At 66.6% G+C, this 22,707-nt stretch carries 23 protein-coding genes; 9 read left to right on the top strand and 14 right to left on the bottom strand.

Annotation, left to right across the window (positions count from 1 at the left end; genetic code table 11):
• The first annotated feature begins 169 nt into the window (after positions 1–169).
• The 4 genes from RMR04_RS26485 to RMR04_RS26470 all read left to right on the top strand — a co-directional run bounded on the left by RMR04_RS26485 (position 170) and on the right by RMR04_RS26470 (position 5,288).
• Complete coding sequence (locus RMR04_RS26485; protein WP_311911494.1) at positions 170–1,345, top strand: fumarylacetoacetate hydrolase family protein; 1,176 nt, start codon at positions 170–172, stop codon at positions 1,343–1,345.
• Entirely contained in the window at positions 1,342–2,271 is a 930-nt protein-coding gene (locus RMR04_RS26480) for a carbohydrate kinase family protein (protein ID WP_311911493.1), read from the top strand. The genes RMR04_RS26485 and RMR04_RS26480 overlap by 4 nt, the downstream gene beginning before the upstream one ends.
• 207 nt (positions 2,272–2,478) lie before the next feature.
• The gene (locus RMR04_RS26475) at positions 2,479–3,501 is read left to right on the top strand and encodes a proline racemase family protein (RefSeq protein WP_311911492.1); all 1,023 of its coding nucleotides are present in this window, start codon (positions 2,479–2,481) and stop codon (positions 3,499–3,501) included.
• Positions 3,502–3,593: 92 nt separating this feature from the next.
• Positions 3,594–5,288: a hypothetical protein gene (locus RMR04_RS26470; protein WP_311911491.1), complete on the top strand. Its 1,695-nt coding sequence runs from the start codon at positions 3,594–3,596 to the stop codon at positions 5,286–5,288.
• 4 nt (positions 5,289–5,292) lie between these two features.
• Here the strand turns inward: RMR04_RS26470 and RMR04_RS26465 are convergent, their stop codons facing one another.
• The gene (locus tag RMR04_RS26465) at positions 5,293–6,195 is read right to left on the bottom strand and encodes a methylated-DNA--[protein]-cysteine S-methyltransferase (RefSeq protein WP_311915960.1); all 903 of its coding nucleotides are present in this window, start codon (positions 6,193–6,195) and stop codon (positions 5,293–5,295) included.
• Positions 6,196–6,449: 254 nt separating this feature from the next.
• On the opposite strand from RMR04_RS26465, the gene RMR04_RS26460 reads away from it, so the two are divergent.
• Together RMR04_RS26460 and RMR04_RS26455 are read left to right on the top strand one after the other, a co-directional pair.
• Entirely contained in the window at positions 6,450–7,577 is a 1,128-nt protein-coding gene (locus RMR04_RS26460; RefSeq protein ID WP_311911490.1) for a site-2 protease family protein, read from the top strand.
• 143 nt (positions 7,578–7,720) lie between these two features.
• Positions 7,721–8,713 (top strand): alpha/beta fold hydrolase, encoded by a 993-nt coding sequence (locus tag RMR04_RS26455; protein WP_311911489.1) that lies wholly within the window; start codon positions 7,721–7,723, stop codon positions 8,711–8,713.
• Positions 8,714–8,723: 10 nt separating this feature from the next.
• Here the strand turns inward: RMR04_RS26455 and RMR04_RS26450 are convergent, their stop codons facing one another.
• Complete coding sequence (locus tag RMR04_RS26450; RefSeq protein ID WP_311911488.1) at positions 8,724–8,870, bottom strand: hypothetical protein; 147 nt, start codon at positions 8,868–8,870, stop codon at positions 8,724–8,726.
• A 63-nt stretch (positions 8,871–8,933) separates the two neighbouring features.
• Between RMR04_RS26450 and RMR04_RS26445 the strand changes: the two genes are divergently transcribed.
• Together RMR04_RS26445 and RMR04_RS26435 are read left to right on the top strand one after the other, a co-directional pair.
• On the top strand, positions 8,934–9,134 hold the full coding sequence (locus RMR04_RS26445) for a TetR/AcrR family transcriptional regulator (RefSeq protein WP_311911487.1): 201 nt from the start codon (positions 8,934–8,936) through the stop codon (positions 9,132–9,134).
• Between the two features lie 635 nt (positions 9,135–9,769).
• Entirely contained in the window at positions 9,770–10,297 is a 528-nt protein-coding gene (locus tag RMR04_RS26435) for a DUF2867 domain-containing protein (protein WP_311915958.1), read from the top strand.
• A gap of 54 nt (positions 10,298–10,351) precedes the next feature.
• Here the strand turns inward: RMR04_RS26435 and RMR04_RS26430 are convergent, their stop codons facing one another.
• Both RMR04_RS26430 and RMR04_RS26425 read right to left on the bottom strand, forming a co-directional pair.
• Positions 10,352–10,888, bottom strand: a complete 537-nt coding sequence (locus tag RMR04_RS26430; RefSeq protein WP_311911485.1) for a hypothetical protein — start codon at positions 10,886–10,888, stop codon at positions 10,352–10,354.
• A 63-nt stretch (positions 10,889–10,951) separates the two neighbouring features.
• Positions 10,952–11,491 carry a DUF2244 domain-containing protein gene (locus RMR04_RS26425; protein WP_311911484.1) on the bottom strand — a complete coding sequence of 180 codons (540 nt, stop codon included), beginning with the start codon at positions 11,489–11,491 and terminating at the stop codon, positions 10,952–10,954.
• A 20-nt stretch (positions 11,492–11,511) separates the two neighbouring features.
• Here RMR04_RS26425 and nth point away from each other — a divergent pair, with 20 nt between their 5' ends.
• A complete protein-coding gene (gene nth, locus RMR04_RS26420) occupies positions 11,512–12,213 on the top strand; it encodes an endonuclease III (protein ID WP_311911483.1) in 702 nt (233 codons plus the stop codon).
• 66 nt (positions 12,214–12,279) lie between these two features.
• On the opposite strand, the gene RMR04_RS26415 is transcribed toward nth, so the two are convergent.
• The 10 genes from RMR04_RS26415 to RMR04_RS26370 all read right to left on the bottom strand — a co-directional run bounded on the left by RMR04_RS26415 (position 12,280) and on the right by RMR04_RS26370 (position 22,693).
• Entirely contained in the window at positions 12,280–12,654 is a 375-nt protein-coding gene (locus RMR04_RS26415; protein WP_311911482.1) for an SPW repeat protein, read from the bottom strand.
• A gap of 192 nt (positions 12,655–12,846) precedes the next feature.
• Positions 12,847–14,205, bottom strand: a complete 1,359-nt coding sequence (locus RMR04_RS26410) for an esterase-like activity of phytase family protein (RefSeq protein WP_311911481.1) — start codon at positions 14,203–14,205, stop codon at positions 12,847–12,849.
• Between the two features lie 233 nt (positions 14,206–14,438).
• Complete coding sequence (locus tag RMR04_RS26405; RefSeq protein WP_311911479.1) at positions 14,439–15,383, bottom strand: 2-hydroxyacid dehydrogenase; 945 nt, start codon at positions 15,381–15,383, stop codon at positions 14,439–14,441.
• The gene (deoA, locus tag RMR04_RS26400; protein ID WP_311911478.1) at positions 15,380–16,708 is read right to left on the bottom strand and encodes a thymidine phosphorylase; all 1,329 of its coding nucleotides are present in this window, start codon (positions 16,706–16,708) and stop codon (positions 15,380–15,382) included. Before deoA ends, RMR04_RS26405 begins: the two co-directional genes overlap by 4 nt.
• Before the next feature lies 1 nt (position 16,709).
• Positions 16,710–17,468, bottom strand: coding sequence for a deoxyribose-phosphate aldolase (gene deoC, locus RMR04_RS26395; protein WP_311911476.1), 759 nt, complete (start codon positions 17,466–17,468; stop codon positions 16,710–16,712).
• Between the two features lie 4 nt (positions 17,469–17,472).
• The gene (locus tag RMR04_RS26390) at positions 17,473–18,285 is read right to left on the bottom strand and encodes a purine-nucleoside phosphorylase (protein ID WP_311911475.1); all 813 of its coding nucleotides are present in this window, start codon (positions 18,283–18,285) and stop codon (positions 17,473–17,475) included.
• A 229-nt stretch (positions 18,286–18,514) separates the two neighbouring features.
• Entirely contained in the window at positions 18,515–18,922 is a 408-nt protein-coding gene (locus tag RMR04_RS26385) for a cytidine deaminase (protein WP_311911474.1), read from the bottom strand.
• A 6-nt stretch (positions 18,923–18,928) separates the two neighbouring features.
• On the bottom strand, positions 18,929–19,903 hold the full coding sequence (locus RMR04_RS26380; protein WP_311911473.1) for an ABC transporter permease: 975 nt from the start codon (positions 19,901–19,903) through the stop codon (positions 18,929–18,931).
• 166 nt (positions 19,904–20,069) lie between these two features.
• Positions 20,070–21,170 (bottom strand): ABC transporter permease, encoded by a 1,101-nt coding sequence (locus RMR04_RS26375; protein WP_311911472.1) that lies wholly within the window; start codon positions 21,168–21,170, stop codon positions 20,070–20,072.
• Positions 21,167–22,693: an ABC transporter ATP-binding protein gene (locus RMR04_RS26370; RefSeq protein WP_311911471.1), complete on the bottom strand. Its 1,527-nt coding sequence runs from the start codon at positions 22,691–22,693 to the stop codon at positions 21,167–21,169. The genes RMR04_RS26375 and RMR04_RS26370 overlap by 4 nt, the downstream gene beginning before the upstream one ends.
• Positions 22,694–22,707 lie beyond the last annotated feature (14 nt).

The following is a 22,707-nucleotide window of genomic DNA, read 5'->3' as shown; positions in this document are numbered from 1 at the left end:
ATGACGGTCGCCAAGGGGCCGCTCGACGGTTTCCCCAGCCTTGACCGCTCGAAATCCTGCTGGCGCGGCATCCCTGGGATGAGGGCCCATGCGCCGGGCGGGGCTTGCGCAAAGGGCTGGAAGCGGCTGTTCTCCGCACCCCGCTCTGCCGTGCCGATGGAACATCACGATGACGCTCGCCTTGACCCCTGAGAATACGCTGCCGGCGGATGCCGCAACCGCCGCGCTCGTCGGTCGCGCCTGGTTGCCGGATGTCGCCGGGCCGGCCGTCGTTGTCCTGCGGGAGGGCCATCTCATCGATGTCACGCGCGCCTTCCCGACCATGCGCGATCTCTGCGAGGCACCCGATCCGGCCGCTGCGCTGAAGGCGGCGAAGGGGGAGGCGATCGGCTCGCTTGCCGAGATCCTGGCGAACACGCCGATCGATGGGCGCAACCCGTCAAAGCCCTGGCTGCTCTCGCCGCTCGACCTTCAGGCCGTGAAGGCCGCGGGCGTCACCTTCGCGGTCTCGATGCTGGAGCGCGTGATCGAGGAGAAGGCGCGCGGCAACCCGGCCGCTGCGGTGGCTATCCGCGAGGAGATCGGCAAGCTCATCGGCGACGATCTCTCCAAGCTCAAGCCCGGCTCGCCCGAAGCGATGCATCTCAAGGAGGTGTTGATCAAGCAGGGCGCCTGGAGCCAGTATCTCGAGGTCGGCATCGGGCCGGACGCCGAGATCTTCACCAAGGCGCCGCCGATGTCCTCGGTCGGCACCGGCTTTGACGCAGGCCTCCACCCCGCCTCGACCTGGAACAACCCCGAGCCGGAGATCGTGCTGATCGTCGCCTCGACCGGCGCGATCATCGGCGCGACGCTCGGCAACGACGTCAATCTGCGCGATGTCGAGGGCCGCTCGGCGCTGCTGCTCGGCAAGGCCAAGGACAACAATGCGGCAGCGGCGGTCGGCCCTTTCATCCGCCTCTTCGACGCCGGTTTCTCGCTCGATCACGTCCGCAAGACCACTGTCTCGCTGACGGTCAAGGGTGAGGACGGCTTCACGCTGGAAGGCTCGTCCTCGATTGCCAAGATCAGCCGCGATCCGGCCGACCTCGCCAGGCAGATGCTCGGGCCGCACCACCAGTACCCGGATGGGGCTGCGCTCTATCTCGGCACCATGTTCGCGCCGATCAAGGATCGCGACACGGTCGGCGGCGGCTTCACCCATAAATACGGCGACATCGTCACCATCGCCGCGCCCGAGCTTGGCGCGTTGGTCAACCGTATGCGCCGTACCGATGAGTGCGAACCCTGGACCTTCGGCGCCTCGCATCTGATGCGCAGCCTGGCCAAGCGCGGACTGCTGTGACGCAAGGAGTGATCCTCGTCACCGGCGAGGCGATCGGCGATTTCATCCCGCGCGACGGCGAAGGGCGGCATTACGAGGCGGTGCTCGGCGGCTCCGGCTTCAACGCCGCGCTGGCGCTCGCCCGCTTCGGCGCGAGCGTCGCTTATGCAGGCGCGCTCTCGAGCGATGCGCTTGGCCGGCGCTTTCGCACGGCCCTTGCCTCCGAAGGTATCGGTGCCAGCCTGGTTCATGACAGCGCTTCTCCCAGCGCCATCGCGGTCGTCGCTCCGCTCGGGCCCGGAGGCGTTCCTGAATTCGGGCTTTATCTCGACGGCACAGCTCATGCCGAGCCGGACGGGACGCCACGCTCCTGTCCCCCTGGCGTCATCCACCTCCACGCCACCTCCTTCGGCGCGACCATCGGCCCGTCCGGCGCGGCGACGCTGGCGCTGATCGAGAGCGCGAAGGCGCAGGGCGCGAGCATCAGCTACGACGTCAACATCCGCGCCTCGGTGCTGCCCGAGCGTGCGGTCGCGACGGCGTTGATCGAGCAGCGCATCGCGCTTGCAGACATCGTCAAGGTCAGTCTGGACGACCTCGCCTGGCTGCATCCGGACTGGCCGGCCGAGAAGGTCGTGGCGCATTGGCACGGGCTTGGTGCGGCATGCGTGCTGGTGACGCGCGGCGGCCAGGGCGCGTCCTGCCACAGTGCCGATGGCCTGATCGAGAGCCCCGCGCCGTCCGTTGACGTGGTCGATACGGTCGGAGCCGGCGACACCTTCATCGGCGGTGTCCTGGCCGTCTTGGCAAGGCGCGGTCTGCTCGGGCAAAAGCTTGCATCGGCGACACGTGGCGATCTCGAGGCCGCGCTGGCTTTCGCCTGCGATGTCGCCGCCGATAGCTGCACGAGACCCGGTTGCGATCCGCCGCGCCGCGAGGCGACATAGGCCAAATTGTGTTTTCAACGAAACGTGCCGTCATCCCGGGCGACCGCAGGGAGACCCGGGATCCATGCCGGAACCGTTCCTGATGAGGTTCAGGCATGGATCCCGGATCGGCGCCGCTTCGCGGCTTGTCCGGGATGACGGCGCGTTTTTATGCCAAATCGATGCGCTTCAACATAGCGTGAGATCGATCGAAGGAAATTCGCCCCGATGCGCCTGAGCTATCTCGACTACCACACCTGCGGCGAGCCGGTCCGCATCGTCATTGGCGGCTATCCCGAGCTGACGGGCGCCACCATTCTCGACAAGCGCAGGCAAGCCCGCGAGCAACATGACCATCTCAGGCGTGCGATGATGCTGGAGCCGCGCGGCCATGCCGGCATGTATGGCGTCATTCCCGTCAAGGCGTCGCATTCCGACGCCGCCTTCGGCGTGCTGTTCACGCATAATGAAGGCTATTCGACCATGTGCGGCCACGCGACCATCGCGCTCGGCCGCTATGCGATCGAGCACGGGCTGGTGCCGGCTGTGGAGCCGGTAACACGCTTCGCCATCGAGGCGCCTTGCGGGCTGGTCAGGCTCGCCTGCGAGGTCCGGGGCGGCAAGGTCGGCACCGTGACCTTCGAGAGCGTACCGGCCTTCGTCCAGGTTCGCGACCGCGTCGTCGATGTGCCGGGCCTGGGGCCGATCACCACCGACATTGCCTATGGCGGCGCCTTCTACTGCATCCTGCCGGCGTCTCGGCTGGGGCTCGACCTGCTCAAGACGCCGGTCGCGCGGATCGTCGAGGCGGCCGGCGCGCTCACCGACGCGGTCCGCGCCGGGCCGGCGATCACGCACCCGACCGAGCCCGATCTCGGCTTTCTCTACGGCACGATCGTGACCGACGAGGCGGGGCCGGGCGAGACGAGCTTCAATCTCTGCGTCTTCGCCGAGCGCCAGATCGACCGCTCGCCGACGGGCTCGGGCGTTACCGCGAGGATGGCGCTGGATCATGCCAAGGGCTTGATCGGCCCCGGCCGGACCCGGCTTTTCCGCAGCATCACCGGCGGCACGTTCTCCGGCCGCGTCCTCGGCCATGCTGATTATCCGGCGCCCGGCGCCGTGACGGTCGCGGTCGGCGGCTCCGGCCATTTCGCCGGCGAGGGGGTCTTCACCATCGAGGCCGACGACCCGCTCGGCTGGGGTTTCGAGCTCCCGGCGCGCTTCGGAGAGATCGCGCAGGGCGATTAAAGGGCGCGGTATTTCGTCTCGCTTCGATGGAAGGAAGCCTTCGGGTAAGGTTTCTCTGGCAGTTTTCCGCAGCTTTGCAGCGGGAGAGGGCGATGACATCGGGCGTTGTGACGGCGGAAGACAGACAGAAGGCCCTGCCGCGTCTGCTCGGCGCGCCGGTCTTCTGGCTTGCAGTCTTCCTCCTGCTTGTTCTGTGCGGTCTCGCCTTGCCTCTGCGCCTGCCGCTTGGCCCAAATTACTGGGACACCGACGTCTATCTCGACGCGATCCATCGCATCCGCCTGGGGCAGGTGCCGAGCAACGACTTCTTCGCGCCGGTCGGCCCGCTCGGTTATTATCTCGCGGCCGGGCTTGCTGCCCTGTTTCCCCAGGCGCAGCCGATGCTGCTGGTCAACTGGGCGCTGCTGCCGGTCGCGCTGCCTGTGCTTGCCGCCCTCGTCATCGATGTTCAGCGGGGCTCGCGGAACCAGGCGCTGGCGCTGGTCCTGCCCTTCCTGATCTTTGCGCTGCTGCCGATCAATCTGCACAGCCTCTATCCCGCGCCGGGCTTCGACGGCTTCGGCCATTACAACCGCCATATCGCGCTGCTGCTCTATCTGCTGGTGGCGATACTGCTTTTCGTCAGGAATCGCGGGCTCCTGACCGGCCTCGTCGCGGTGCTGATGCTGACGCTGTTCCTGGTCAAGATCACCGGCGCGGTCGCTGGCGCGCTACTCGTCGGCTACGCGCTCATCGCCGGCCGCCTGCGCCTGCGCGAGGCTCTGCTCGCCGCTGCGGCTGTCCTTGTCGCGCTCGGCCTGCTTGATCTCGCGACGGGGGTCGTGCGGGCCTATCTGCACGACATCCTGATCCTGGTTTCGCTCAACACCGGCACCTTGCTGCCGCGTTTTCTCACCGTTGCCTCGGTGAAGTTCAATGTCGTCGGGCCCGGCCTGGCGCTGATCTGTGCGCTTTTCGTCGCGGCCTGGCGCGACGGGACGCGGCTGAGCCTCGCCGGGGCATGCGCGGTCGTCGCCTCGCCGCTCGGCTGGTTCATGGCCGTCTTCGCGGCGCTGGCCTTTTTCGAGACGCAGAATACCGGCTCGCTCGAATTCATCGGGCTCTGGCCGGTGCTGCTGCTGGTGCTGATGCAATGGCGGGCGCGCCGGGGCGATGCGCTCAGGCCGATCGTGCTGGTCCTGGCGCTCGCGGTCACGCTGCCCAGCCTGGTGATCGTCGTCGAGCGCGCCGCCCGCGCGCTGCTGGGGGCGCCTGCTTATGTCGAGCTTGCCGTGCCCGATCTCGGGCCGCTCGGCCGCGTCAGCCTGAAGCCCGAATATCTCGAGCGCGGCACCGACATGCTGGAGCATTATGCGGCGCATCAGCAGACGTATCGCGACCTGACACTTCGGGGCGTGCTGCCCAGCTCGATTCTCTTTTCGGAGATCGACTACCAGGCGACCTGGCTGATGGAGGTCCAGCAGGCCGTCTCGGCCATTCGCGCCTGGGAGGCCAGCAATAGCCGCCGGCTCGAGGGCATCTTCACGCTCGATTTCGTCGACCCGGTCAATCACCTGCTCGGCCGCGCCGCCCCGCGGCATGTGCCGATCGGCATCGATCCCACCCGCACCAACCCCGCCGTGACGCCTGAGGCACTGGAGGCCTTGCGGGCGACGGACGCGATCCTGGCGCCGAAATGCCCGCCGACGCCGGCGCGCCTGGCGATCGCGACGCATTTCGCTGCGGCGCTGGAGGGGCGCAAGCTCGTGGCGCTCGCGCCCTGCTGGGATATGTATGTGAAGCCGTAGCGGCTTAGCCCGCGACGCCCGCCGTCTGCCCGGCTTCCCAGCCCAGGATGGCGCGCTTGCGCGTCAGGCCCCAGTGATAGCCCGTCAGCGCGCCCGACTTCCCGATCACGCGATGACAGGGCACGACGAAGGAGATCGGGTTCTTGCCGACCGCCATGCCGACGGCGCGCGCGGCACTCGGCTTGCCGATATGGCTTGCGACATCGCCATAGGTGGTGGCGCAGCCGACCGGGATCCTGAGCAAGGTCTCCCAGACCCGGACCTCGAAATCCGTGCCGATCAGCACGACGCGCAGCGGCGTCTCGGCCGACCATGCGGCGGGATCGAAAATACGCCCCGCATAGGGTTTCGTCGCCATGGGATCGTAGTGGTAGTCGGCATGGGGCCAGCGCCGCATCATGTCGGCCAGCGCCTCGGCCCGTCCGCCGACGACCTTGCCGCCATCGACTGACGTCGAGACCCAGCCGAGCCCCGCCAAGCCGCGATTGGTCGCGACGATCAGGGCCTCGCCGAAGGGTGAGGCATGGAAACCGTAGGACAATCGCAGGCCGCCGCCGCCGGCCTTCCATTCGCCCGGCGACATCGCCTCATGAGTGACGAAGAGATCGTGCAGCCGCCCCGGCCCCGACAGCCCGACCTCGTAAGCGGTGTCGAGGATGCTGGCGGAGGCGCCGAGCAGGCCCTTGGCATGGTCGAGCGTGATCGCCTGCAGGAAGGCCTTGGGGGTGAGCCCGCACCAGCGCCGGAAGAGATGGTGGACATCGGTCGGGGTCGCGCCGGCGGCCTCGGCGATCGCCTCGATCGTCGGCTGCTCGCGCCATGTCTCGGTGATGAAGGCCAGGATCCGGCGCACCGTGTCGTAATCGGAACCCGGCGCGGTCGAGGGGAAATCGGCTTCGGCCGGCATGGCCTCGGTGGCGCGCGCCAGCACGGCGTTGGTGAAGCGTGTCGGGGTCATCGCACCGAGCTTCTGGATATGAGCGGTCATGGGATCAACCTCGCATCGAATGTCATGATGCGAAACTAAGCGTGCAAGGGGATGGACTCCACCCGAAAGCTGGCAAGGTGGGGTGGAGGAGCCTCCCTGTCCCGCGCTATTGCTTCGTATCCGGGTTTCCGTCTGGCCCGGCGATCGCAGGTCTTGCGAAAGGATATTGATCGTTGCCCCTTCTATTTCTGTTCGTGGTCGCTTTGCCGGTCAGCGCCTGGATCAGCCTCGCATTGCATGAGAGCGCCCACGCCATGATCGGCCGCCTGATGGGGATGCAGATTGCCGAGATTCGTCTCGGAACCGGCCCGGAGATCTTCCGCTCCCGCCTGCGCGGCGCGGAGATCCGCATCGGACTTGTTCCGCTTGGTGGCTATGTCAGGATTTTTCCGCCGCTGTTCTATAGAAGGTCGGCGATGGCGTCGTTCTATGCTGCTGGCCCGGCTATGGATCTGGCGTGGTTCCTTGCCTTGATCGCGCTCTATGCAGCCTTGCGCGGCTCGCCGATCGCAAGCGCCGTTGTGCTGCTGGCACTGATCTATCAAGCCGTCATGCTGTTGCGGAATCTCGTCCCGCACGTCGTCCATCTCTATGGCGAGCGCATTCCCAACGACATGCTGTCCTTGTGGCGGACGCTATGGACCGAGCGTGACGCGAACAGGCTGTACCGCGAGACCTATCTCGGCGTGCTCAGGCAATATCAGGATAAGACGGAGCCGACATGGTGCCCGTCCGGCCGGTCTGACCGCATCGCGTACCATCTCCACGATTCCATTTTGGCTGTGGCGCCGCGCCCGCTCACCGATGAGGCGGTCGAGGCGCTGGACCGCGAGCTGCCGCGCACCGGGGCCCGCAGCGAACGGCTCCTGATCCTCGATACGATCGTTACCAATGTGATCGCCCAGCCGGGCTCGCGCCATGAGAGGCAGCTCGATCGCTGGACGAGCGATGCGATGGCACTTCGGCCTGACCTTGCTACGCTCAAAGGCTCGCGCGGCGCGGCTCTCGTGCGGCTGGGGCGCTATGAGGAGGCGCTCGCCATGCTGGCGCAGGCCGACAGTTCCAATGACGTCAATCGCTGCCTCAACGCCACCTTTCAGGCCATGGCCTATTTCCGCAGCGGCCGCCACGACTTGGCTTTCGCGGCGCAGGATGTCGCGCTCGCGGCATTGCGGTCTCTGCCCCGGGAGGGTTGGATCGGCGGCACGATCATCGCGGATATCGGCTCCGAAATCGGCCATGGCGTCTCACAGGAGGGAGACGGAGAGGCAATTGGGCAAATGGGGGACGCCGGACGCTGAACCATGCCGCGACTGCGTCGCTTGTCATCATTCCGAAAGGCTGGCTTCGCTAATTCTGCGTCTATACCTGTCGATGCGGCAGGGGCATTGTTCTGGCGAGCCGTTTTGAGCGTCTGCTCGCGCAGCCACTGGAAGGAACCGACATGTTTCGCATTCTGGCCGCCACGATCGGCATCGTTCTGCTGGCAACGCCCGCATTGGCGCAGGTCGCTCCCTTCCCCGCGGCTTTCCGCATCCAGGAGATCGCGAGCAACGGCACGACCATTCATGTCCGCATCGGTGGCAAGGGTCCGGCGGTGGTCCTGTTGCACGGCTATGGCGAGACCGGCGATATGTGGGCGCCCTTGGCGGCCGATCTCGTCCGCGACCACACCGTCATCGTTCCCGACCTGCGTGGCATGGGCCTCTCCTCAAAGCCCAAGGGCGGTTTCGACAAGAAGACACAGGGCGGCGATGTTGCCGGTGTCCTCGACGCGCTCAAGATCGAGAAGACAGACCTGGTCACGCACGACATCGGCAATATGGTGGGCTATGCCTTCGCCGCCCTGCACCGCGACCGCGTGACGAAGTTCGTCTTGATCGACGCGCCCTTGCCGGGAGTCGGTCCCTGGGAAGAGATCCTCAAGAACCCGCTGCTCTGGCATTTCCGCTTCGGTGGGCCCGATATGGAGCGGCTCGTCGCCGGCCGCGAGCGCATCTATCTCGACCGGTTCTGGAACGAGTTCTCCGCCACGCCGAGCCGCTTCACCGAAGCCTCGCGCCGGCACTATGCCGCGCTTTACGCCAAGCCGGGCGCGATGCATGCGGGCTTCGCGCAGTTTGCCGCCTTCGATCAGGACGCGATCGACAACAAGGCTTTCGTGGCAGCGGGCAAGCTGACCATGCCTGTGTTGGCGCTAGGCGGCGAGAAGTCCTTCGGGCTGACCATGGCCGAGGTGATGAAGTTCGCGGCGAGCAATGTTCAAGGCGCAATCGTCCCCGATTCCGGGCACTGGATCATGGAGGAGAACCCGGCTGCAACCACCAAATTGGTGCGGGCGTTCCTCGACGCCAAATTCCTCGACGCCAAGTTCCCGGACGCCAAGTTCCCGGACGCCAAGTTCCCGGACGCCAAGTTCCCGGACGCCAAGCCCTGACGGAGCTGGTTCAGAGTTCCTCGATCACGCCGCATTCGGACGGCATCGTCCGCATGCGGTTCGCTCGCATCAGGTTGCCGAGACCATCGCCTCGATCCTGGTCGACATCACCAAATCGGGCGATACCCCGCTCGAGGGTTTCCTGATCATGCTGCATTCGGCTTCAAGCCAGCGCGCTGCGGAAATCCGCCGCGAGTAGATCGAGAATGGCCACCAGAAGGTGCTGAGGGCGGCCCTTCGCGGCGCGCTGGCGCCTCAGCGCGCGGCCCTGGTGCTCTCCCTGGTCGCCGGATTTCAGGTCATGCGGCAGATGGTCGGGCTCTCGGCCCTGGCCGAGGCTGACCCGGCGGAGCTGGTGACGATTCTGGCGCCGATCTTCCAGCAGCTCATCGCTGGCGACACAGACCTGGCCGACGGCTGAGGCGGCGGGATCGGCAATGTTAAGACCGGCTGGCAATCAGCCGATCACTAACTTTCCTTTGATCTTGGCCGGTCCCTTTCCAGAGTGTCTTGTATCGCGTGTAGCGCCGCCGGCGCATCATTTTCGGCCCCGAGTCTTGCCCCCCACGCAGTGGCCCACTCGTCAAGCGGCATGATGAGGCGGACCAACGCCTTCCCTTCTTCGCTCAAGCCATAGCCGCCAGTGTGATGGACTACGATGGCAGCGGCCCGCATTTCCTTGAGGCGTGTGTTTAGGAGGCTTGGATTTGTTTCCGCGACCGCTTGCAATTCCCGAAATGTGAGAGGTTGTCCGGCATGAGCAAGCTCCCACAAAACGCGCAAACTCATGCGCCGCCCCAGCAGATCGAGAAGCGCCATAACTGGGCGCCCGGTTTGCGACCCGCGTACGGGCCGGCCGGGTTTGGGGAACGTCATGCTATATTTTCCGTAGCGGACAAGGCGATTTCTTGCTAAGGAAATGATAGCAGAAGGACGCGCAAGATGGTACCTTGTATCGAGTCAACCGGGACGCCCATACGGGAAGACGCGGTGGATCGGGCAATTTGTTTGCCTTCACCCCTTGCGGCTGACAACACTTTGGGAAAAGCGGGCGGTATAGCCAAAGCCCATGCGGTGCCCGTACCGCCCGACAGTGTGCTGGCGCCGCTTTATGTGGGCGCGGACCTGCTCGATGCGTTCGCGATTCAACTGCCAGCGGGGGCGAACGACGATCTCGAAGTGCTGGCGCGCGCTGGGTTCGAGCGGCCGGCGGGGTGGATTCGCGCGCTGACGCGGGTGCGCGATGTGATGATGGCGACGGTCGGTGTCAAATCGTCTCGCGCGATCGGTGCCGCCGCGGCGGCGCGGGGGCCGGTGATCGGCTTCTTTCCGCTGCTGTCGAAGAGCGCGGGGGAGTTGGTGGTGGGCGAGGACGATCGGCATCTCGACTTCCGAGCCGCGATCCTGCTGCGCACGGGCGCAGCGGGCGGCCGGGAGCTAGTCGTGGTGACGGTGGTGCATTGCCATAACCTGCTGGGGCGGACGTACCTGGCGGTAATCGCGCCGTTCCACCGCGCGATCGCGCGGGCGAATTTGGAACAGGCGGCAAGGGTGGAACAGGCGGCAAGGGCGATGGAGGGCTAGACCAGGCTCCTGGAATCAAGAGCATTGCTTTCGTGAAAAATTGGCGCGAGCCGTTCAGCGCGGCTTTAGCTCGGCGACGAAAACCTGCAACCCCTCCCGCGTCAGGCGCTGGTTGTTGCGATACCATTCGTCCTGCGTCGCGAAGACGGCCGAGGCCCCGTCCCAGCCGCTGCAACTGTAATCCGACTGCGCGGCGAAGAAGCCAACGAACGCCTCCTCGCTTGGCCAGGACGTGATCGCATCGCCGGTATTATGGCCGCCGTCGAAGATATCGCAGAGCTTGACGCCGTCTTGAGTGCGGATCAGGCCCTGCCCGCAGAAATCGCGGTGGAACTCGCGCACCAGCCCTTCTCCGGTTGGGCATGTCATGAGCTTGCGCCAGACTATGCGCGGCAGTTCCGGCCCGAACGGTGTCCGGTCGAGCTGGTCGCGCAGCACGAGCCCGTAACCGCGCACCCGCTCATCGCCGCTCTGCCCTGGCGCATCCTCGTCGGCGTTCGGCATCCGCGCTCCCGGTTTCCTGGCGAGCAAAGTCGTGATCAATCCGACGATGATCGCAGCCGAAATCAGCGGAATGACGATGGCGGCCAAGGCTCACAACCCGAAAGCGTCACACCCGAAAAGCTGACATTTGACAGGCCTGACGCGGGCCTGTCAGGCCGCTCCGAAATCCGGGCCGCGCCTTGCGCTGGCCAGCGCCGCGCCGAGCGCATCGGCAAAGCCCTCGCGCTCATGCGGCGAGAGTGCTCCCGCCACCGCGACGCGCTGCCCGCGCGAGACCAGGCTCAGCCGCAGCAAGCCATAATCCTCGTCATTCTCTCGCTCGAGCTTGGTCCAGGCCGGGTTGAAGCGCCAGACCGCCTCGCGGCCATGATGCGAGACCTTGCGCAGCAAGACTTCGAGCGGCGTCACGATGACCCGCTCGAAGGCGCGCGCATGCCGGAAATTGACGTGGAAGGCGATGAACAAGGCCGCGACATCGAGGCCGAAGAAGCCCGCCACCGGCCAGGCGCCGAGCACGACGAAGGGGATCGAGGAGACGACGCTGGAGAGGCAGACCAGCGTCATCACGATGCGGAAGCCGTTTTGCCCCAGCGAGCGATGCGGCGTGATCGTTGCGTCGAAGACGGGGCGCTCGGCCGCCATGGCCGAGGCGTCGCCGGTCGCGGCTGAATCGGACTTGCCGGGTTTCATGGCCCAACTATAACGCCGCGATGATGCAAGAGAACAGGTCCAAACGCCGCGCGCCCGCCGCCCCCGGGATCACGAAGCCGCGCGCCCGCAGCGCGGCGGGCATCCGCGAGATTTTCGAGCGTTTCCGCGCCGCCGAGCCCGAGCCCAAAGGTGAGCTCGAACACGTCAACGCCTTCACTCTTCTGGTCGCCGTGGTGCTCTCGGCGCAGGCGACCGACGCCGGCGTCAACAAGGCGACGCGCAAGCTCTTCGAGCTCGCCGATACCCCGGAAAAGATGCTGGCGCTCGGCGAAAGCCAAGTGCGCGAGCTGGTCAAGACGATCGGCCTGTTCCGCACCAAGGCGAAGAACGTGATCGCGCTCTGCGAAAAGCTGATCGCCGAATTCGGCAGCGAGGTGCCGGCCAACCGCGAGGCGCTGGAGACGCTGCCCGGCGTCGGCCGCAAGACGGCCAATGTCGTGCTCAACATGGCCTTCGGCGAGATCACCCACGCAGTCGACACCCATGTCTTCCGCGTCGCCAATCGCTTGCGCATCGCGCCGGGCAAGAACGTGCTGCAGGTCGAGCTGGGGTTGGAGAAGGCCGTGCCGCGGGAGTTCGGCAGGCATGCGCATCACTGGCTGATCCTGCATGGCCGCTACACCTGCAAGGCGCTCAGGCCCGAATGCGTCCGCTGCCTGCTCGTCGATCTCTGCGATTCCGCGGATAAGCGCGTGGCCTGATCGTCGCGGGCACGAAAAAGCCCGTCGCCTCGCGGCGGCGGGCCATAGTGTCATGTCACGGCCCGGTCAGGCCGTGGCGTGCGGCTCGTGCCGATAATCCCAGACCGCCCAGGCCGATACCGCCGCCGTCAAGGCGCCCAGGATCATATGGGTCCAGAACGCGTTGAAGTTGCCGGTAAAGCCGAGCATCCAGGGGGCCGCCATCAGCCAGACGCCGAGCGCCAGGTTCACCCATTCCTCCCACTCGGCGAAGACCGAAAGCGCCGCGAAGGCCACCAGGGCGAGCGCCACGGCGACGATCCAGGCGTTTCGGGTGGGCATAGCCTCGCCCACGAAGCCGAAAATCCAGGGAGAGATGAACAGGCACGCGGCCAGGATGAGGTTGCACAAGTCCTGCGGCCGTCTGCCGTCCGTATTCGCGGTCAACATGATCACCTCCATGAGTGTCGATCATCCAAACCACTGCCCTCGCACATGGAGTGCTTGGTGCCCGCTAATATAGTCCTGTGAAAACAGCCATTCAAGGGCAGGTTTCACAAACGCACATGGCCGGCCAAAGGCCGGCCATGACTTGAGCGGAGATCTCCAAGTCGCGGATTGACCTGTCCGCGACTTGGAGGGCGTGCGCGCGGCTCACTTCGCGTCGAGCAGTTCCTTCACCGAGAGCAGCACCAGTTCGTTGTCGTCGGCCTTCTTCGGATCGCGCGAGGAGGAGAAGGGCAGGTTGTTGTCGTTGCCGACGACGATGATGCCGTTGGCGCGGTCGACCACATCGACGTTCTCGATGGTGAAGAAGGGGAAGGGCAGCACGCCGTCGATGGCGCCTTGGCGGGCCTTCTTGTCCGGGTCGGCGATCTTCAAGAGGTCGATGAAGCCGACCTTGCGCACCGGCTTGCCGACATTGGCGTCGGTCATTTCGATCTTCACGATGCGCTTGAACTTGGCGACGTCGTGGAAGCAGTCGGGGCCCTTCTGGCCAGCGGCGCAGGCTTTGTCGGCGGTGCCTTCGCCGTTATCTCTTTCGATAATGAGAGCTGTCGTTCCGTCGATCATGTTGAAGTCGCCGATGGCGAGGCCCTTCTGCTCCAGCGGGAAGAACCAGGAGCGGCCGGTCCATTTCTCGGCAGCCACGTCGAATTCGAGGATGCGCAGCACCTCCTTGCCGTCGACCTCCTCATTGCCCTTGGTCTCGGCGTTCCAGAGCGGGCCTTCCAGCAGCGGATAGAGGAAGCGGCCATCGGGCGACTGCGCCATGCCCTCGAAACCCTTGGAGCGGCGGACATTGAACTCGACCGGGAGGTTGGGCGCGTTGGGCGTGGTCACGGCGTAGTGGTCGGGCGAGCGGGCGGGCTTGCCGTCGACGAGCGTCTCGAACACGGCCTCGACCTTGCCGTCAGCGTCGACGCGGATGAGATAGGGGCCGAACTCCTCGCCGATCCAGAATTTGCCGCCGATCGGCTGGATCGATTCCGGATCGAAATCCGCGCCCGTCAGATAGCGCTTCTCCGTGCCCTCATGGACGATGCGGAAGGGGATCTTCTTGTCGGGGTCGTGCAGGAAGGTGGTCGCGGTCCGTTCGATCTTGCCGCTGGCGAAATCGGCCTTGAGGCGGTGGAAGAACAGCATCGCGTCCGGCGAGTTCGCCTTGGCGCCGAAGCCGTTATCGGTCAGCACCAGGAACTCGCCATTGCCCAGCGAGCGGATGCCGGAGAAGCCCTGCACTGGCTGGCCGGCAAATGGCGTCGACAGGCCGGTCGGGCGCCCGCCCGAGGTGCCCATCACCGTGCCGACGGCCTCGACGCGCTTGCCGGGCGTGACGAACTTGCCGGAGACCTTGAGGTCGGCCGGCGCATCGGCTGGGGCGGCGATGATCGTGTTGGCCGGCAGCAGGGCATGGCCGGCGAGCTTGGCGGGGAATTCCTTCTGCGCATCCTGGGCGCCGGCGAGGATGGTCGATGACAGCAGCAAGGCTGCGACGAGGGACAGGCGCATGGAACGCTCCGGGCTGGGGGAATGACCCAGAGGACTTGGCGGGGTCGCGTTTCAGCGCCGCGACGGCGGGATGACGGAGCGATGACGGCCCGCCTTTGTCATTCCGGGGTGCGCCGCAGGCGTGAACCCGGAACCCACGACTGGACGCGACCTCCGATAACCTCAGCCGATCATGCTCACCCAGTCGTGGGTTCCGGGTTCGCTGCTCCGCAGCGCCCCGGAATGACCGGGGATCAATATCCCCGCTTCGGATCGACGACATACTCCAGCGGCTGGCCTGCTTCCAGGCGCCGGATCTGTGCCGCGATCAGATTTGCCACCGCCTCGGGCTCGGACATCGCGGCGTTGTGCGGCGTCACCGTGACCGCCGGATGGCTCCAGAGCGGGGAGTCCGCCGGCAGCGGCTCGGTCTCGAACACATCGAGCGTCGCGCCCTTGAGCGTGCCGGCCTCCAACGCGGCCATGATATCGGCCTCGACCTGCAAGCCGCCGCGCCCGGCATTGATCAGGAACGGTCCGCCGAGCCGGCCATCCCTTGCGAGACCGGCGAGCAGGGTGGCGTTGATCGTGCCCTTCGTCTCCGGCGTCAGCGGCAGCAGGCTGACGAGGATGTCGGTACGCGCCAGGAACGCGGCCATGCCGTCCTCGCCGGCGAAGGTGGTGAGGCCCTCGACGCTCTTGGGGCTGCGGCTCCAGCCCGCCACGTCGAAACCCATGACCTGGAGCTTGCGCGCCGCATCGAGCCCGAGCTCGCCGAGCCCCATGATGCCGACGCGCACCGAGCGCGCCGCCGGCTGATAGCGGTCGTCCTCCCAGCTCTTGACGGGCTGCTGGCGGTCATAGCGGCGCTGCTGACGCAGGATCATCAGGCAGTGCAGCACGATGTATTCGCTCATCCGCGTCGTCAGGTCGGGGTCGACGACACGCGCGATCGGCGCCTCCGGCAGGCGCTGGTCGGCGAAGAGGAAATCGACGCCGGCGCCGAGCGAGAAGATCGCGGCGAGGTTGGGCAGTCCGGCAAGGCTCCCTTCAGGGTGCTTCCAGCTTGCGACGTAATGCACCGCGCGCCGATCGAAGGGCTCGCCGAGGATCACCACGGGGATGTCGGGCAGCAGCGCCTGGAAGCGGGCGCGCCAATCCTCGACATGCCAACCGGTCATCGCCAAAAGTAGACTCATGCGTGCGAATTCTCCGTGATGCGTTCCGTGACGAGCGGGCCGTGGCCGGCCTTACCCTCGCCGATGCGATAGGCCTGCCGCAAGCGGGCCTGGGCCGCAGCGAAGCCGGCTTCGCTACGTGCATGAACGATGCCGAGAGGACGTTCCGGTCCCGCGCTGTCGCCGATGCCCGCGAGATCGACGATGCCGACGCTGTGGTCGATGCGGTCTTCGGCGCGGCTGCGCCCACCGCCAAGCGCGACGATGGTGAAGCCGACGCCGCGCGTGTCGATGGCCTGGACCGTGCCCGGCGCAACCGGAAAGACCGGCTTCACGACAGGTGCCGGCGCGAGATATTTCTCCGGCCGTTCCAGCAGGTCGCTCGGCCCGCCCAGCGCCGCGACCATCTGCGCGAAGCGCTCTGCCGCCGCGCCCGAGACGAAAGCGGCCTCGATCTTGGCGCGGGCCTCATTGAGATCGCCCGCGAGCCGGCCCAGCAGCAGCATCTCGGCCGCCAGCGCCACCGTCGCCTCATGGAAGCGCGGCTCGCGTCGCCTGCCCGTCAGATGGTCGAGGGCGTAAGCCACTTCGAGCGCGTTGCCGGCTGCGCTCGCCAGGGGCTCGTCCATGTCGGTCATCAAGGCCGTCGTCGGCAGGCCCGCGCCATTGGCGACGCCAACCAGCGCGTCGGCGAGTGCACGCGCCTGACCGTAATCGGTCAGGAAGGCGCCCGAGCCGAACTTCACATCCATGGCGAGGCCATGCAGCCCGGCCGCGAGCTTCTTCGACAGGATCGAGGAGGTCAAAAGCGGAATGGTCTCGACCGTCGCCGTCACGTCGCGAATGGCGTAGAGCCGCTTGTCGGCGGGGGCGAGGTCGGCGGTCTGGCCGATGATGGCGCAGCCCTGTTCGCGCACCACCTTGCGGAACAGCGCGATGTCGGGCTGCGTGACATAGCCCGGTACGGCGTCGAGCTTGTCGAGCGTGCCGCCGGTATGGCCGAGCCCGCGCCCCGAGATCATCGGCACGAAGCCGCCGCAGGCCGCGACCGCCGCCGCCAATGGCAGGCTCACAGTGTCGCCGACGCCGCCGGTCGAATGCTTGTCGAGGGCTGGGCCGGGCAGGTCGTCCCAGTTCAGCACAGTGCCGGAATCACGCATGGCCAGCGTCAGCGCGACGCGCTCCTTCGCGTTCATGTCGCGGAAGAAGATCGCCATCGCAAAGGCGGCGGCCTGGCCCTCGCTGACCGAGCCGTCGGTGATGCCCGCGACGAATTGCCGGATGTCGGCATCCGGCAATTCAGCGCCGTCGCGCTTTGCGGCGATGATCTCCTGGGTCAGCTTCATCTCAATAGGGTCCGTTCGCTTGCCCCGCCGCGCCGCCCGCGATCACGTCGACGAGCACCTGATGCAACCCGCTCGCGCCGAAACGAAAGGTTTCCGGCGTCGCCCAGTCCGGCCCCATGATCGCGTCGGCAAGCGCGAGATAGCTCGCCGCATCGGACAAACTCCTGATGCCGCCGGAGGGTTTCAACCCCACGGGGCGCTTGGTCGCCCCGATGACCTGGAGCATCGTCCGCGCGGCGGGAATGCTGGCCGAATGCACCGTCTTGCCGGTCGAGGTCTTGATGAAGTCGGCCCCTTCCGCGATGGCGAGCTCGGCGGCGGCCTGGACCTGGGCGAGATCGGGGTATTCCCCGGTCTCCAGGATGACCTTGAGCCGCTTGTCGCCGCAGCGCAATTTCACCAGCCTGACCATGGCGCGCGGGCTCTCGAGATAGCCGGCGAGGAAGGCCTGCCAGGGCAGGACGAGATCGATCTCGTCGGCGCCCTCAGTGAGCGCTTGTTCGGTCTCGCGCAGGACCGGCGCGATGGCCGTCCCGCCTTCGGGGAAATTCACCACGGTTGCGATGCGCACGGGCCCGTCGCCCAGTAAGGCGCGCGCCTGGCGGACGAAGCGCGGCCAGATGCATATGGCCGCGACCGGGCTGGGCGCAGCGACGGCGCGTGTGCACAGGCTGCTCAGGCCGGCTTCGCTGGCATCCTCAGTGAGGTCCGTCAGATCGAGCAGGGCGAGCGCGCGCGCCGCAACGGATGCCTCGGACATCGGGTCAGAGCTCCGACAGGAAGCTGCGGAAGAGGCGCCGCAACCCGGTTGAGGCGGCGGTCGCGACGTCTCGTGTCTCGCCATGTTGCGGCGCGCCGCCGAGCAGGCCTGCCCCCATATTGGTGATGACCGAGATGGCGGCGACGCGGATGCCGAAGCGCCGGGCGAGGATCACCTCGGGCACGGTCGACATGCCGACAAGGTCGGCACCGAGCGTCTTCGCCATCCTGATCTCGGCGGGTGTCTCGAAGCTGGGACCGGTGAACCACATATAGACGCCTTCGCCGAGATTGGCGCCGGAGCTCGCGGCGGCCTTCTTCAATCGCATGCGCAGATGCGGATCATAGGCATCGACCATCGGCACGAAGCGGCCATCGCCGACATCCCCGACCAGCGGATTGGGGCCGTTGAGGTTGATGTGGTCGGTGATCAGTGCGAGCCCGCCGGGCCGGAGATCGGGCTTCAGTGAGCCTGCCGCATTGGTGAGGATCAGGGGCGGCGAGCCGAAGGCGCTCAGCATGCCGAGCGGCACGCGCATCGCTGCCGGGTCTCCGGTCTCGTAATAATGCGCCCGGCCCTGGAAGATCAGTACCTTCTTGCCGAAGAGCGTGCCGTAGCAGAGCTGCCGGGCGTGCCCCGAGACCTCTCCCAGGGGAAAGCCGGGGATCGCCGAGAACGGGATCGTGACCATGTCGGTCATGTCGTCGGCGATGCGGCCGAGCCCGGTTCCGAGCACGAGCGCGCAGTCGATGGGACCATCGACCCCACGGTCGATCAGCGTTCCCGCCGCCTCGTCGAAGATTGCATCAACAGCCATTCGTCCGCCCCCCGGCCCTCGGATTCACTCATGCGGACGAACACTCGTCGATTGCGCAAATCACTAGTGGTTTGATTCCGACATTTGCTCCCCATTCTATATCGGGCTCGGAGCAAATGTCGGAATCATCAAAACCACTAGAACCTCTTTGATTTTCTAGTGGAACTTATGAATTTGACATTTGCCTCGCGGCCGATATCGGGCGGGCGCAAATGTCAAATTCGTTCGACTAGCGCAAATTGTCTGGTCCGAAGGAGGCTGGCAACAGCTCGGCCAGCGAAAAGCGGGCGCGAACGCCGTTTGGGCCGGCGATCGCGATTTGGGCCTCGGGCGCGGCGAATTCGCGGATGCGCTGGCGGCAGCCGCCGCAGGGCGTGACCAGCGCATCTCCGTCGCCGAGCACGAGCAAAGCGCGGATGGCGCGCCCGCCGCCGGCGATCATCGCCGAGATCGCGCCGGCCTCGGCGCAGACGCCGACCGGATAGGACGCGTTCTCGACATTGCAGCCAAAATAGACCGTGCCGTCATCGGCCAGGAGCGCCGCGCCGACCTTGAAGCGCGAATAGGGCGCATAGGCCCGGGCCTGGACAGGTTGGGCCACCGCGAAAAGGGCGTCGAAATCGGGCTCGTCGGTCATCTCGGCTCAGCGTTCCTTGACATAGGGCAGGCCCGAGGCCTTTGGCGGCGTCGATTTGCCGATGAAGCCGGCGAGCAGGATCACCGTCATCAGATAGGGCAGGGCCTGGATCGCCTGCACCGGCACCTGGCCGATGCCGGGCAATATGACGCCTTGCAGCCTGATCGCAACCGCGTCGAGCAGGCCGAAGAGCAGGCAGGCGCCGAGCGCCGGCCAGGGGCGCCAATTGGCGAAGATCACGGCGGCGAGCGCGATGAAACCCTTGCCAGCGGTCATATGCGGCAGGAAGCCCGCCGATTGCGAGACGGCGAGATAGGTGCCGCCCAACCCGCAGAGCGCTCCGCAGATGATCACCGCGCCATAGCGCAGCCCCGCGACCGAGATGCCGGCGGTGTCGACTGCCGCCGGATTTTCGCCGACGGCCCGCAACCGCAAGCCGAACCGCGTCCGCTTCAGCACAAGGGCGGTCAGAAGCAGGCAGCCAAAGGCGAGGTAAACCGGCGCGGCATGGCCGGAGACGACCTCGTCATAGAGGGTCCCCACGACCGGCACATGTTCGCGCGCCCAGGCGCCGAGCGGCAGCGTCAGGTCGGGGAAGCGCGCCGGCCCTTCGAGCGAGGGGGTGCGTCCGCCCTGGCCATACCAGGCATTGCCGAGGATCACGGTCAGCCCTGCCGCCAGCATGTTGATGGCGACGCCGGAGACGATCTGGTTGCCGCGCCAGGTGATCGCGGCGAAACCATGCACCAGCGCGAGCATGACAGAGGCGAGGATGCCGGCGCCAAGTCCCGCCCAGGCCGAGCCTGTCGCGAAGGCGGCGGCAGCCGAGGCGAAGGCGGCGATCAGCATCTTGCCCTCGAGCCCGATATCGACGATGCCGGCCCGCTCCGACCACAGCCCCGCCAATGCGGCGCAAAGCAGCGGAACCGACAGCCGCACAGCCGAGTCGAGCACGACGGCGATGGTCTGGACCCATTCCATGGTCAGCCACCGCCGTATTGCTTGGGAAACACGCCTGTCGTCCCGGGCGACCGCAGGGAGACCCGGGACCCATGCCGGAACACGTGCCGGAAAGGTTCAGGCATGGGTCCCGGATCTCCGCTTCGCTGCGTCCGGGACGACGGCGTGTTTCCCTGCGAGATGATTGTCATGCCGGACGCCCCAGCCGCAGCAGGCCTGCCACCAGCCGCCGGAACAGTCCGTCCAGCGCTCCGGCGAACAGGATGATGACGCCGCCGATGACCACGACCATGTCGCGGGTGATGCTCGGCTTGTCGAAGGAAAGCTCCGCTCCGCCTTGATAGAGCACGCCGAACAGCAGCGCCGCGAGCCCGACGCCGACCGGATGGCCGCGCCCCATCAGCGCGACCGCGATGCCGACAAAGCCATAGCCGGCGGTGAAATCGAGCAGCAGTCGGTGCTGCACGCCCATGACCTCGTTGACGGCAAGGCCGCCGGCGAGCGCACCCGAGATCGCCATCGCGACCATGATGATCCGCGCCGGCGAAATGCCGGCATAGGCGGCCGCGCGCGGATTAGCCCCGACCGTGCGGATCGCGTAACCCAGCCGCGAGCGATAGATCAGCGCCCAGACCGCGACGAGCGCAGCCAGTGCCAGCAGGAAGGCACTGTTCAGCGGCGTCGCCGGCAGCTTGAGGCCGAGCGGCGCGAGCAATTCATGCATCGGCGTCAGAATCGCGTGGCGGGCGAACTCCGGTGTCTCGGCTTGCATCGAGCCGGGCTTTCCGATGACCTCGACCAGCAGGTAGACGCTGAGCGTCGCGGCGATGAAATTGAACATGATCGTGGTGATGACGACATGGCTGCCGCGCGTTGCCTGGAGCCAGCCGGGAATGAAGCCATAGAGCGCGCCGCCCGCCGCCGCCGCGAGGATCGCCAGCGGCACGAGCAGGATGCCGGGCAGGGGCGCAAGCCAGAGGCAGGCGAGCGCGACGAAAATACCGGCGATCGTCGCCTGTCCCTCGCCGCCGATATTGAACAGCCCGGCATGGAAGGCGACCGCGACGGCAAGCCCGGTGAAGATGAAGTTCGTGGTGTAGTAGAGCGTGAAGCTGATGCCCTCGGCGCTGCCCAGCGCGCCGCGCAGCAGCAATGTCGTCGCCTCCAGCGGGCTCTCGCCGATGCCGATGACGACGAGGCCTGCAACGACGAGGGCTGCCGCTACGGATACGAGCGGAACCAGGCCTGCGTCGGCCCAGCGCGGGAGGTCGATGGGGGTGGCGCTCATGCTGCCTCGCTCACGCCGGCCATCAGCAGCCCGAGATCGCGCTCGTCGGCTGTCTCCGCCGCCCGCTCGCCGGTGATCCGCCCACCGCACATGGCGAGGATCCGGTCGGACAGCGCCATCACCTCCTCCAGCTCCACCGAGACCAGCAGGATTGCGACGCCGGCATCGCGCAGCGCGATCAGCCGGCGGTGGATGAACTCGATCGCGCCGATATCGACGCCGCGCGTCGGCTGGCCGACGAGCAGCACTTTTGGCGCGTGCTCGATCTCGCGGGCGAGTACGATCTTCTGCTGGTTGCCGCCGGAGAATTTCGCCGTCTTCAAGGCTGGGTCGGGTGGGCGCACGTCATAGGCCGCAAAGGCCGCGCGCGCATGGGCCTCGATTGCTGCGGGCGACAGGAAGGGGCCGGGTCCGAAAGCGGGTTCGTCATGATAGCCGAGGATCGCGTTCTCGGCGGCCGAGAAGGCGGTGACGAGCCCGGCCTTCTGCCGGTCCTCGGGAATATGCATCAGTCCGAGCTTGCGCAGGCGGGCGGGGTTGCGCTCGGTCGCGTTGAGGATCTGCCCGTTCAACCGGATCACGCCACGCGAGGGCTGGATCAGCCCGGCCAGCAGCTCGAGCAATTCGCTCTGGCCGTTGCCGGCGACACCGGCGATGCCGACGATCTCGCCGGCATGCAGCGTCAGGCTTGCGTCCTTGAGCGTCTCGCAGCCGCGCTCGTCGAGATAGGACAGCCCGGCGATCTCTAGCACGGCCGGGCCAGGCTGACGCGGCGCTTTCTCGACCCGCAGCAGCACGCGCCGGCCGACCATCGCCTCGGCCAGGGCGGCCGGCGAAGTCTCGGCCGTTGCAACATGCGCGACCATCTCGCCGCGCCGCATCACCGAGACCCTGTCGGTCACGTCCATGATCTCGCGCAGCTTGTGCGTGATCAGGATTACGGTCTTGCCCTGGTGCTTCAGCGCCCTGAGCAGGCAGAAGAGCTGGTCGGCCTCCGGCGGCGTCAGCACGGCGGTGGGTTCGTCGAGGATCAGGATATCGGCGCCGCGATAGAGCGCCTTCAGGATCTCGACGCGTTGCTGCAGGCCGACGGAGAGATCGCCGACGATGGCGTCGGGGTCGATGACGAGGCCATATTCCTGCGAGAGCCGCGCGAGCTCGGTCCGCGCCTTGGCGAGCCCGCCTTTCAGCCAGGCGCCGCCCTCGGCTCCGAGCACGATGTTCTCGACGACGGAGAGCGTCTCGACCAGCATGAAATGCTGGTGGACCATGCCGATGCCGGCCGCGATGGCCTCGCCCGGGGAGCGGATCTTGCGCGCTGCGCCCGAAGCCCTGATCTCGCCGGAATCGGCCTCGTAGAAACCGTAGAGGATCGACATCAAGGTCGATTTGCCGGCCCCGTTCTCGCCGACAATGCCGTGGATCGAGCCGGCCGCGACCTTGAGCGACACGTCCTTATTGGCCTGGACCGCGCCGAAGCGCTTCGAGATGCCGATCAGCTCGATGGCGGCAGCCGGTTTCACGGCAGAAGGCGGGG

Origin of the sequence: Bosea sp. 685 (assembly GCF_031884435.1) — a bacterium.
Taxonomy (GTDB): Bacteria; Pseudomonadota; Alphaproteobacteria; order Rhizobiales; family Beijerinckiaceae; genus Allobosea.
This window is presented reverse-complemented; position numbering and strand designations above follow the sequence as displayed.